The sequence below is a fragment of the Tardisphaera saccharovorans genome (assembly GCF_046635845.1).
Classification (GTDB): Archaea; Thermoproteota; Thermoprotei_A; order Marsarchaeales; family UBA168; genus UBA168.
Map to the genome: position 1 here is coordinate 413,489 of NZ_JAQQXN010000001.1, position 12,748 is coordinate 426,236.

Genomic DNA, 12,748 nt, shown 5'->3' on the forward strand with positions numbered 1-12,748 from the left:
AATATGAGTTGGGCTCATTACTAAGTCAAACCGTGATTTTTCAAGAAAAACACTTAAAAAGGAAAGAGGATCAGTTTTTAGGATGTCGCAGAGTAAGGAAGCTCTACATAAGGCGCTGACACCTGCATTTCTAACGATACTGATAGTCGTTGCAGTGTTCTCGCTAATAGTTGGGATAGTCACAGCTGATCTGTCAGGGAGCTATAATGGTGTCCTCGAGGGTTGGTTCGTTCCGTTCATATACATAATAGTGCTGATGGAGATATTGGGCCGGTATAGCAAAAGGCTCAGGCTAAATCCAGCTCAGTACGTGCTGTTGATGATCCCGCTTTGGTTTGCGGCCGGGAAAGCCTACATCACCGACGGAACGCTCGGATGGGAAAGCCCGTTTGACTGGATGCAGGCTTCTAGTTTGGGAGCCTTCGGCATAGGCGCCCTTGCCGCGCCTTACAGCACCAGCTGGATTCCAGCCCTTCAATTGCTTCCCTCCTTTGTTATACCTCACAGCATCTCCGCCGCGCTTATAGAATGGAACGGGCTGAAGGCAGGTCAAACCATTCCATGGGGAGCCTACATAGGCCCGATAATCTTCTGGTCTCTCTTCCTCATTTTCGCGGGGTTAATCAATTTATCCCTTAGCTTTACCATAACAGGCCCTGAGTGGACAGAGACGGAAAGGTTGGTCTACCCTCTCATGGTGCCGCCTATTTACCTGATCAACACCACGACTACAAGGGACGAGGCGGGACATAGTATGCTTCTCAGCTTCAAGAGCTCAAATATGAAGGTGTTCTGGATAATGGCGATTGTGGGGCTACTTATAGGAGGGGTACCAGTCATACTATCGTTCGTGCCAGGCTTCGCGTATCTCGGTGCCTACGAGTGGGGTGAAATACCGCTCACTTGGGGTTCCTACATAGCGGGGATAATGCCCGGAGCATACATTTCGCCAGACCTCATCATCTTGCAGGCCATACTCATGATATTACTTCCGTACGAGGTGATGATCACATCTCTGGTCACGTGGCTTGCAATACCTATGTTCTACGATACTCTAGCGGTCAAGATGGGCTGGGTAACTTACGTGGCCGGCTCGGAGAACAACGGCGCTTGGATATATGGAGAGGAGGCTCCCTTCCCGTACCAGACTTGGGCAACGCTGGGCTTAACGCTTGGCTTAGGTCTGTACTTCGCGTGGAGGATGAGGGGTAGGATATCAAAGGTGCTGAAGACGCTCACTGGCCCGACCTACATGCAGGGAGATTTCTCGGTCAAGACAGGTGCCTGGATGCTGGTAATCTCGACACTGGCCTTCTTTGTGCTGATGCTTGCCATGGGGGTCAACTGGCTCATAGGGATAATATGGCTGATACTCTACTTCATATGGGCGATAGCTTCAACAAGGATGATGGCCGAGGTGTGGTGGCACCCACCTATAATGATGTACACTTACTGGCAGCTCTATTGGCCAATAGGAGCAGGGCTAGGCATATGGGGTAGCGCACCAGCTCAGAACAACGCGTCCTTGATGGCCATAAACGCGGTGAACGTGTCCATGGGAGACTGGTGGGCTGCTAGGCTGAACCCCCTAGGGCCAGGCTACCTCATGGGTCTCTACAAGGTTGGACACGATGTCAAAGCGAGCATAAAGGACATATTCAACTGGACCACTATCCTCACGGTAATCACATATCCAGTAGTGGGCTTCTTCGTAATATGGTTCTTCGCTCACATAGGGATGACCAATACGCCTTACGGAGGTGCAGCTGTCTGGAGGGCTAGCAACGCTATGACCTCAGGGATAACAAGCAGCACGAACAGCTGGTACACGAGTGACTCGTTCGCTGCTACGTGGGCGTGGACCATAGGAGGAATCGCGCTGATATTCATCTTGATGTGGATACGCGGCATGGTCTCTTGGTTCATGTTCAACCCGACGGCCTTTGTCTTGACCCTCTGGCTGCCTGAGTACATGTGGCTTGCGAGCTTGATAGCGCTAATACTGAAGTACGTGTTCTCAAGGACGCTAGGCCCAAGGCGGACAGAAGAGCTCATTGTACCGGCCGCAACCGGATTCGCCATAGGGTACGGATTACTGTACCTTGTGGTTGGCATATACGTCTGGATGACGTACAGCTGGCCGTACCTTATGACAAACTGGAAGCCTTAACGTTAACTAAGAACTTTTTTATATCCTAACTTAAATATAGTCGTCATTTAACGGTTGGGAAGGCTTATAGTTCTATTACTATTAGAATAATTACTGGCTCTTTTCCGGAATTGCAGGAGCCGCAAAAAGAGTAAAGACTTAAATTTTAATGACTTGTGATCTTATGGCCTTAGAGACAAGGAAGCCTGAGTTCAAGTCGGGTTTCACCTGGCGTTCTGCTCTTGGAGTTGTCGGTTCCGCTTTGATGTTCATTCCAGTGTCGATATACGCTAGTCTCCTAATCGGATCTGGGCTTGCAGGGCCCGCCGTGTTTGCCACGACGGTTCTTATGGTCGAAATAGCTAGGCTCTTCAGGCAGCCACTGACCAAGCAGGAAACGCTCATACTTTACTACGGGGCCGGTGTGGGAGGAGCTACGTGGGGCAGTACGTTCGTGAGCCTCTTGCTGTATAGGACTTACTTCATTCACTCCCCCTTTGCGTTCATTTACAAGATAAACGGCGTCCCGTTGGCCGATCTAGTTCCCTCGTGGCTAGCTCCACCTTATAACTCCCCGGCATATAATGTTCGGTCTTTTTTCCAGCCGGCTTTCTTGCCGGCCGTCTCTTACTATGCGGTGATGTCGGCGCTTAGCTTCGTCGGAGAGATAGCCATAGACATGATGATAGCAAGGGCGTTTGTGGAAGTGGAGAACTATCCCTTCCCCTACGCAAACGTCGACGTCTCGTTTGTGACATTCATGAGTGACAGGCCAAAGTCTTACGTGAAGCCATTTTTCACGGCCATGGGGGTCGGTGCGGCCTTCGGCATACTGGTTTACCTAATGCCATCCGTAAGCCACTTCGCCCTGATTCCCCTGCCTTATGACGACTTCACTTGGGTTATACAGGGCATCCTTCCTGGGGCAGTCCTAGCATTTCCAACACCCCTTGGTTCTTACGTGGGTGGATTTATCTTCCCGTACGATGCCGCGTTGATCATGTTTATAACCGCCGTCATGGTGGACGTGTTTCAGTCCCTCTTTGTCACTACTTGGCCAAACGTCTTCCCCAAGTGGAGCTCCTCTTACTTCAAGGGGATGGGACTGATAGCGATAAACACGCGCTCATTCTCAACGCTTTGGTTTGCGCCCCAAATCGGTTTCATGATAGGAGGGGCGCTCATGATAGGCATCATGGCAAGAAAAGGTATAGTGTCGCTCTTTAAGGCGCTTATCAGCGTGGGCAAGAGGTCCACGTCAATACTGGGCTTTCCGTCTGTCACCACACTTTTGTTGATGTATCTCGTTGCCACGCTTTCATCGGTAGCGCTTTTCCATTACCTCATCCCGCAGGTCCCTCTCTGGGTTCCTCTCGTGATGTCGGTTGGGTTCAGCTTCGTGGTAGCCGTTATACTTTCAGCAACTCAGGGGATGCTGGGCTTTGCGGTGCCAGGAGTGCCCGGCTGGTCCTGGCAGGCTGTCCTCTACATGACGCCCTACGTAGGTTACACGGGCTTCGTTGCCCCGCCCATCATAGTGGGAACGGCCGCAGGCGGTTTCTCGCAGACCATAAGGTCGGCGCTCTTGACGGAGACCAAGCCAATTGACCTGGTGAAGCTTTCCATCCTCACCGCGATCCTCGGCACCGTTATAGGCCTTATATCTATTAACTACTTCTGGGGAATCGCGCCCATACCCTCGTCGGTTTATCCTGCGACCATATTCTCTTATCCTGTGAGCGCGCAGACCGATTCCCTGATAGTCACGAGGGGGTTGACCTTTACGCCCTCCATAATAGTTTACTCAGCGCTCATAGTAATGGCCGTGATAGGGATAGGGGAATTACTTCACAGGAAAGTGGGTATGCTTTGGTCTACTTTCGGGTTCCTGTTCGGACTTTACGCCGGTTTTCCGACGGCGTTTTCCTTCTTTTTGGGCTCGGCGATCGGCTACTACGTTATGCCCAGATTTGTGGGGGGAAGGGAAAACTGGAACACGTACAGGGCCCCCGTGGTCGCAGGCGAGGCTTTAGGTGAAGGCCTTGCGCTGTTCTTCGCCACGATCTTGGCCATGCTTGCCAAGTCGGCATGGCTTTGGCCATGGTAGAGGTGAGACATTTGAAGAGTAAAATCCTCGTTCTGGCGATTCTTGCCCTGACCGTGCTGGGGATGGAGGTGTCTTCGGCCCAGAGCGCTGGCTCATCCGCATATCTCTCTGGTGCCGTTAACTCGCTGAGCGTGTCCCAGATAAGGGAGTACGCGAAGCAACTCTCATCGATCAGCACGAGGGTTACGGGTTATCAGGGAAATTTAGAGGCTGCCAAGCTCATAGAATACGCCTTGAGGCAGGACGGCGTGAAGGTCGTCAACGAGAGCTTCAAGGCAGCCGTTCCAGTTGACACTGGGTCGTGGGTTTACGTTCCATCCGAACATCAGAACTTGACCGCCTACGCCCTTTGGCCGAACGGACCGGTGCCTGGCTGGACACAAGGATACGTGAGCGGAAGGCTGGTTTACGTCGGTAACGGCACCTTGTCGGATATGGACGGCAAGGTAATAAAGGGTTCCGTTGTCCTAGAGAACTTCAATTCCGGTGCCAACTGGCTTTACGCGGCCGAGCTCGGTGCCAAGGCCGTGATATTCCTGGCACCGGAGAACACCACATCGCTTGAAAGCAGGGTTAAGGCGAACCCAGACCCCTTATATCTGCCGAGGCTTTACGTGCAGGGTAGCGCAGCTAGCGAGCTTCTCAAGGTTGCGCAGGGTCAGGGCATCGTTTATCTGCACGATGGGATGAGGTGGGAGAACGTCACCTCATACAACATAATTGGAATAATCAATGGGACGGTCTCGCCCCAGAACATAATTATCGCGTCAGCGCATTACGACTCTTGGAGCGTGGTGCCCGCCATAGCTCCAGGAGGGCAGGACGCGCTTGCAATATCAACCCTCCTTGATCTGGCTAAGTACTTCTCGCAAAACCGTCCCGCCAACACGCTTTGGATAGTGGCGTACTCGGGCTACTGGGAAGGGCTTGTCGGGCCCTATGCCTTTGTGCACGAGTATCTCTATTCGAGTTCAAACATGCGGGGGACAACGAAGATATGGATGGACATAGACCTCGACCTTTCCTCGGGGTCTTCGAGCCTTGATGCCCTGAACTATGGCTTCTTCACAGGGTACGACATGGGTTCCTATGCGGAGACGAAATATCAGTCGTACCTGGAGCCGGAGGCTGACCAGTTCATCCAAGAGGCCGGACTCAACTTAAATCTCTCCACCGGCTTACCGGCGGTCAGGTTTTACATGCACGGGGCAGAGGACTGGGGAACGCAGCCGACCTTCTACATGCTTGATGTGGAACCCATAGTGCAGACCAACACCCTGGGTTTCACCCTTAGGACGTCTTTTGACCAGAGAACCACCTGGCTTACCCCTCTGAATAACCTTGGCTACACGAACTGGGATAACGTCGTTCAACAGGCCCGTACGGCTGCCGCCATAATCGCGGGGTTTGCGAACAGCGAGGATCTGGGTATTTCGTGGTCATCAGATGCTCCTGCGGTGATAGGTACTGTGCCGGGAGCGTACGTCGGGTTTGTGACCGTGGACGTTAGGACCGTGGAGTTCAGCCCGAACACCAGTTGGTACGCTCCGGTTCCCGACTCCCTTCTGCAGGTCCCCATGGGACCCGCACAGAACCCCGATTGGTGGGAGTTCGGTAGCCAGTGGTACATCACCAATGCGAACGGTTCACTGGACTACTATGGCGCAATACCTTACACGAGCAAGAGCTTCCTCGCGTGGAAGATCAATGGCTCGACGGGCCAACTCGACTACGCCCCTAACTACGGTGTCTATGGGACCGCGCAGGGCGTGTCAGGTGGACTGGCCACGTCAATACCCGACGTCGTTTACCAGCCTTCGTACATATCCATCCCCATGTTCCAAGCCGAGCCGGTTACCGCCTTCAACATACTAGACACTAGGACCATGTCCCCCGCGGAGATATACGATCCGAGGGACACGTACCTCACGTTCTTCTCAGAGCCTGCAGTGATGGGCGTCTACAAGGAGACCACGCGCGCGGCGCCCACGTTCTGGGGACTTTACTACGATCCAGCGACCACTGTAGCCACGGCTTTCGTGCAGAAGGGCGAAAACATAGTGCTCACTTACGATCCAAATCCGGTTCAGGTCGGGCCGCTCATAATTCTCGACAACGCAAGTACCTCTGAACCAAGGGGTGCCGGGTACCTTATAAATGGGCCTTATGAGATAACGGACACGTTCTACCAACAGGCACAAGACATGTACCTCCTCGTTGAGGAAAGGTACGCGAAGCTGGAATCGCATTACGCTACCTCTCCGGGTCTTGTACAGCTTATGGCCAAGGCCAAGATATACCTCAATTACGCTCATGATAACTTAACTGAGTTGAACTACGCGGCCGCCTACAACGATTCCCTTGTCTCTCTTGCTTACTCCTCGCAGGCCTACTCAACGCAACTAATGCCCATGTATGGGCAGATATCGGGAAGCATGATATTCTTCACTTTCCTCATAATACCCTTCGCGTACTTCTTTGAGGAGCTGACTTTCCACTTCTCCGGATTCAAGAGGATAATAGCGCTTTTCGCGATCATCGGCGTGCTCCTCTACGTGTTCTCATTCATCAACCCAAGCCTGGCCGTGATAAGTAACTCAACCATGACGGTGCTTGGGGTTGGGCTCCTCATATTTGCTCTATTCATAATTTGGGTCTTCTACGGGGAGATAAGGGAGGTTTTGCAACAGGGAGCCGAAACCAGGCTCGGGGCTCACCAGGTAACCGGGTCGACCGGTGCGGCTTCGCTTCACGCGGCCAGCACGGCGGTGGCGAACATGAGAAGAAGGCCTCTTATGACCGCGCTTACTCTTGCCACCATAGTTATATTTGCGGCCGGAAACGTGGCGCTAACCTCCACTTCAAGCGGGATAGGGATTGCGAAGACAGGAGTACCTTCAGTTGGCGTTCCGCCCCAACAGGCAATCGTCGTGAAGTGGTATCACGGCATGCCCCCGCAGGTCATGGGCGACCAGATGATGAATTACCTTAAGGGTATAGGCGGGAATGCCTTCTACTACTGGCCAACTTATCTTTACTACCCAACGCTGATATACAAGGTAGGCGTGTACTCGCTGGAGACTGCCCTGCCGGTGCAGGTCGAAGGAACAAACCAGACCTCCATACAGATGTTGGCATTCATGGGCATTCCATCCGGCGAGGCTTCCCAGTTCTTCTCCAAGTTCATCATATCGGGTACCGCCAACGTGACTGGCCATGGCGTTATAGTGCCGCAGGAGCTGGCCCAGCAGATGAACATACGCGTAGGACAGGAGGTAAACTTCTACGGGGTTGGTGAGTTCACGGTCGTTGGGATAATGTCTAATAACGTCACGGGAAGCGGTTACGACGGCTTCCCCATTCTCCCCATAAGCCCATTCTACAACAGCGCAGCTGACGAGGGATACAGCACCGCGTATTCATCGGTATCGCTACCGGAGCCCGTGCTTCCCTCCCAATTCGTCGTAATTGACTGGAAGGTGGCAAAGGATCTCGGAGGGTTCCTGTCGAGCGTGGAGCTTGTTCCAAAGTACCCGATGAACGAGACGCAGCTGGAATCCTACGCTGAGCTCATGAGGTATCCCATAACTCCCTCGGTGTACGTAGGGCACGGGTCCAGCGGCGGTCAGCGCGGCTCCGTAATCTCGCTTTCTGTCATTTCGACTTACTCGCTGCTTGGGTTCTCGCTTACGGTGGCACTTCTCCTTATAGCAGCGCTCGCCATACTTAACGCGCTTTACGAGAACGTGCAAATAAGAAGAAGGGAGATATACACGTACGCCTCTTTGGGTCTCTCGCCAAGCGGCGCGTCTATGATGTTCGTGACGGAGGCACTTGTGTACGCGCTCATTGGAGCGGTGCTTGGATTCCTCCTCGGCTTCTTCCTCGACTACGTGTTCATAAGTTCTCATATGCTTCCCTCATCTTTCACCTTCAACTTCACGTCTTGGTCCATGCTCGTTTCGCTACTCATGATACTCGTCGCAACGTTAGCAGGAGCCGTGTATCCGAGCCGCATTTCGAGCAGGCTCATAACTCCATCGCTCAGTAGGAGGTGGAGGCCAACCTCGAGGGCAAAGGGAACGGAGTGGAGCATCGAGCTTCCCATGAAGCTTTCAAAGAAAGAGGAGACCATCGGCGTGCTCAGGTACCTTAGGGAATACTACGCCGGGGTTGGGTACGAGAAGCCTTCCTTCAGGGTGGATGAGGAGCCGGTTCTGGATGAGGCCGCGGCGAAGCTCACCGTCAAGATAAGGCTTGCTCCCCTCGAGATGGGCATATCGCAACTGGTCACGCTGGACTTCGTCCAGGGTGCAACCATGGATTACACGCTGTTTGCGAACCTCAAGCTGTTAACTGGAGATCCAGGGCTTTGGCAGGCCAGAAGCGCGCCGTTCCTAGATGACCTAAGGGCTCAGGTCCTGCTGTGGAGGACGCTGAGGCCAGAACAGAGGGAGAAGTACATAAGCGGCGGGTCACCGGCTTAGGACGAGCCTTTAGGGATGAGCAACCGTTGAACGCTACCTTTAAGGCGACTTTGTTGCTGTTAGTTGTAATGCTCGGGACCGTGGAGGCCGCTGGACAGCCAGTCGCCCCGAAAAACCTTTCAACCGATTCCATACTGGGATACTTTCCCTATAAAAACCCCAGGCCGGCCTCCTGGTATCTGTCAAAGTTTTCTTCGAACTTCTCCGCTTTCATTTACGAGGACGTGAGCGTGGACAACGTCTCGGGAGTGCGGCTAGTGGATTCGCTGGCAGCTCGCTACCCGAAGGTCACGTTTTACGTGGAGTTGGTCATCCCTCCTCAGGTGGATCTCTACAACGGGTCAGCGCTTTCGCAGGTGGAAAGCGAGCTTAGGGCTTGTCTCCTCGCGATAAACGAGAGTAACGTCAAGGGTGTGCTGCTGGGAGCTATGGCATATGGCCAGTGGGGAGTTCTGTGGGTAAGGCACCCTCCTAAGGCCGAGCTCACATCGTGGTACTCGTGGCTTCAGAGCAGGGGTTTTCAAAGGTTGGTCTTTGCACAAAACGGCACCGTTTACACGCCTCTTTTTGCGGAGTGGGCGGTGCAGTCGGCGGCTCAAATAGCTGCGGAGCTCATCAATTACTCCAGAGGGGTTAGGCCCGACCTGGCTTACGGGATCGTTCAATATGACTCGGTTGCAGAGGATCTGGACACCGTTCAATCCCTTTACACGTTCTACCAAGAGGTTAGGCCTAACTTCACCCTCACTCAGGACCTTGCGCTTGCTAGGCCGGTTCAGGGTTACACGTCATATCCTTACGCTTACGTCATACTGACTGCCCCCATGTCTCCCTCATATGAGCAATCGGTTGGCGAGCTATGGGTTGACGACTCTTTCGCGGCCATAACCTCGTCGAGCAGGGACACCTCGGGCATGGCGCTGTTCAAGTTTGAGCTGAACGAGGTTTCGACCTACATGTCGGGGGCAACGCCGCTCGTGAACGCTTTCTTCGTTGGGCCAGATGGGAACTTCGTCCCGTTGCAAGAGTTCGTGCTTGACCCAGCTCTTCAAATAAACGATCTTCCCCTGCCGACTACGTCGATCTCCCATGTGCTCGTCATAAGGCCGACGTTCTCAATTGGAAACCGCAATCAGACGGCGGCTTATCAGCAAGAGCTCTTTTACTCCCTGATAAAGATGGGAATTCCATTTGACTACGTTTCCGAGGCGTTCGTCTACGCTCATCCTCACGTGGTTGACCGCTACAAGTACGTGTTCTACGCTTCAAATGAGATAACTCCTCAGATGAATTACATACTGTCTTCTGACAACTCGTCGGTTAAGGTGGGGTTATCGTCGACGTACATAGGGTACTTCTACGCTCCTGAGCCGAGCTCCTACAGGCTACCCTTCAACGTTTACGTGGCTAACTTCACCGAGCAGCCGCTTCACTTTCTGGGAAAGCCACTGCCGGACTCCGACCACGAGATATTTTACGGGAGCAACGAGATATCTTGGAACTCAAGTGGGCTTTACGTGAACGGAAAGCCGATATCCGTGCGTAACGTTGACTACTTGGGACTCACGAGCGGCTGGACGATGTTCTTGAGCATCGGTGCTGTGCTGGCCGCAGTGGGCCTTGGGCTTCTGGCGTACTCGATTTACCGCAACAGGTCAAAGGAAAGGAGGTTGCGGGAGATACTGCGGGAATCCCAAGAGGGTCTTCCTTGACGCCTTTTCTTGCAGAGCTTTGGCGTTGTCTCTCGCGTTCAGGGGGGCCTTATAAATGGCTGCCTCGGTGATTTAGCTATGGAGCTCAAGAACCTCAGCTTCGGAGGCTTTTCGGTTGATATTCCCTCGGAATGGGAAGTTTCGGCCATAAGGATATCAAATAACGAAACCGTGTTGGGAATACAGGACCTCGAGAAAGCCAGGTTGGAGGTCCGTTGGCAAGAGGCCAATTGGAAAAAAACAAAGGAGGAAGCAAGGGCGAGAGGAAAGGCGCTCACGAAAAAGCTTCTGGAGCCGGAAGAGGTGGCTGAAAACTACCATAAGGAGATAAAGAAGAAGATAAAGGACATGGAGTTTGACGAGGGCATTTCGCACGAGAGAATAGGAGGTCACTCCGCGGTGATAAGCAAGTGGTACGGCGGAGGCCTGCGGGGTTATGACGCGATCTGGTATTGTGGTACCTCAGATCGCTATTATTACTTGCGCTACACCGATGGCGACGACTACGGCGCGTTTAAATCGATCTTAAGCTCGGTTTCATGCCACTCCTCCCTGAGCACTCTGACGTGGAGATACCTTGGACTTGACTTGCAACTTCCAAGGGATTACCGCTTGGACGTCCAGAAGGCGGAGGTGGGTAGGCTTATCGCCGTTTTCTTGGGCCACTGGGAAATCGAGGGGAAGAAGAGGGGAACACTTTCATGGTTGCGCCCGCCTCCCTTGCCGCCGGTTAGGAAGCTCATCATCGAAAAGGTGAACTTGATCAGGTTCGGCAACTCGGATCTCGCGAGTTGGACGGCACAGGAAGCTGCTACGTTAACAGGTAAATACGTGGGAAGTGCCAGGGTTCGGTTCGGACCGGTTGAGGTAAACGTGAACGGGCACGAGGGCTACTTGGTCCTTCTTTCCGTGGGGGGAGGCTTACTAAGGGGTATGCCGCAGTACCTTTCCGCGTACGGGTGGAAATGCGCTCAGAGTAGCTCCGCTTACGTGCTCGTGGTTCCTTTGTCCTTGAGGGAAGATTGGAGGAAAAAAGTCAACGATCTGACTTCCCCGCCGAATTACGTGCGTTGTCACTCAGGTTATCAGGAGACGGCAGGTGATTCGGCATAGGCATAATCCCGAACAGGCGCCTTGGCCAGGTGAGCCAGATTGGACCATCGCTCCTCGTGCTCGTGCCGGCCTCAGCTGCGACCAGTACCGACCGGGAAAAGGATGATATGGCTTAGTAAACTACCCCTTCATCACGGCCGGTGTTTCAGTAGCGCGGTGTACCCTCGCCTTTTTTTTGCTTGCGGGACCCGGCCCGCCCCCCTCGTTAGGTCCGCTATTCACGGCGTTCAGGTCGTTGTCGGGCGCTTGCGCTTCAGGGAGGCCTTCGACTCTCGAAGAACACTCCTGAAACACTCATATGTTGGTCTAGCCTTTCTATCCCTTTCCTAACGGACGGGATTTCGGCGACAAAGGTGAATGTGTCTCTTGTGAGGGCTTTCGTCTGGACGGCGATCCCGCCTCGTGCAATTCTCTTTGTCGGATTTCTGCTTGTACGACGTGCTTAATGCGACGAACACGCTTCAGCGGCCTGTGCCGTTCTTGACGGCGTTTCTGGTTAAAAAAAGTTTAAAAGTGATGGACGTCATTTTATTGATATCGCTTGTCCTCGGAAAGAGCGGATTACGGAAAGGTCGATCTTCCTTTTGGAGAAGCGCTTAGGGTATCGATTGATAACATTAAAAGAAGGTTCAACAGGACCCTGGTGCTGCTCCTGGGTAACGTGATGGGGATTGCGTTCATGATATACGTGATAGCGGGAGCCGACATAACTGCGGCAGTGGAGGGGAATATGGCTGGAGGCGTCCACGCGTATCAGGTGTGGATGGTGACCGTAGCCCTTCTGGTAACGACGATCAACATAGTCAACGTCATGCTGATGTCGGTGACCGAAAGGTATAGGGAAATAGGAACCATGAAGACGCTGGGAGCGCTGACCTCACATGTGGTGATGCTGTTCATGATAGAGGCTAGCATAGTGGGGATAATAGGCGGCTTCTTGGGTGTTGTCATAGGCTACGGTGTGGCAGCTGCCGTATACGGTTCCCAGTACGGGTTTGCATATGTCGCAAGAGCCGCCTCGTTGCCGTCATCTTTTGTTGCTATTGGACCAAGCGTCGTGAGCTACTTCGTGGTGGGCGTCGGCGTTGCCTTCATACTCAGCGTTATAGCCACGGTATATCCCGCCTACAGGGCTGCTAACCTGAGTCCAGCGGTGGCCATCAGGTATGAGGTGTAAGAA

Annotated in this window: 6 protein-coding genes; all 6 read left to right on the top strand. The window is 53.3% G+C overall.

Annotated elements, in window-relative coordinates; all coding sequences use genetic code 11:
- The first annotated feature begins 82 nt into the window (after nt 1–82).
- Nucleotides 83–2,170, top strand: coding sequence for a DUF6785 family protein (locus PRZ02_RS02110; RefSeq protein WP_449464193.1), 2,088 nt, complete (start codon nt 83–85; stop codon nt 2,168–2,170).
- Nucleotides 2,171–2,333: 163 nt separating this feature from the next.
- Nucleotides 2,334–4,256, top strand: coding sequence for a hypothetical protein (locus tag PRZ02_RS02115; RefSeq protein WP_449464194.1), 1,923 nt, complete (start codon nt 2,334–2,336; stop codon nt 4,254–4,256).
- 11 nt (nt 4,257–4,267) lie between these two features.
- The gene (locus tag PRZ02_RS02120) at nt 4,268–8,743 is read left to right on the top strand and encodes an FtsX-like permease family protein (protein ID WP_449464195.1); all 4,476 of its coding nucleotides are present in this window, start codon (nt 4,268–4,270) and stop codon (nt 8,741–8,743) included.
- Nucleotides 8,744–8,796: 53 nt separating this feature from the next.
- Nucleotides 8,797–10,455, top strand: coding sequence for a hypothetical protein (locus tag PRZ02_RS02125; RefSeq protein WP_449464196.1), 1,659 nt, complete (start codon nt 8,797–8,799; stop codon nt 10,453–10,455).
- Between the two features lie 78 nt (nt 10,456–10,533).
- Nucleotides 10,534–11,568: a hypothetical protein gene (locus PRZ02_RS02130; protein ID WP_449464197.1), complete on the top strand. Its 1,035-nt coding sequence runs from the start codon at nt 10,534–10,536 to the stop codon at nt 11,566–11,568.
- Between the two features lie 541 nt (nt 11,569–12,109).
- Complete coding sequence (locus tag PRZ02_RS02135) at nt 12,110–12,745, top strand: ABC transporter permease (RefSeq protein WP_449464198.1); 636 nt, start codon at nt 12,110–12,112, stop codon at nt 12,743–12,745.
- The last annotated feature ends 3 nt before the right edge of the window (nt 12,746–12,748 follow it).

Coding starts and splice junctions, on each gene's coding strand:
- PRZ02_RS02110 (WP_449464193.1), top strand. CDS start 83: ATGTCGCAGAGTAAGGAAGCTCTACATAAGGCGCTGACACCTGCATTT.
- PRZ02_RS02115 (WP_449464194.1), top strand. CDS start 2,334: ATGGCCTTAGAGACAAGGAAGCCTGAGTTCAAGTCGGGTTTCACCTGG.
- PRZ02_RS02130 (WP_449464197.1), top strand. CDS start 10,534: ATGGAGCTCAAGAACCTCAGCTTCGGAGGCTTTTCGGTTGATATTCCC.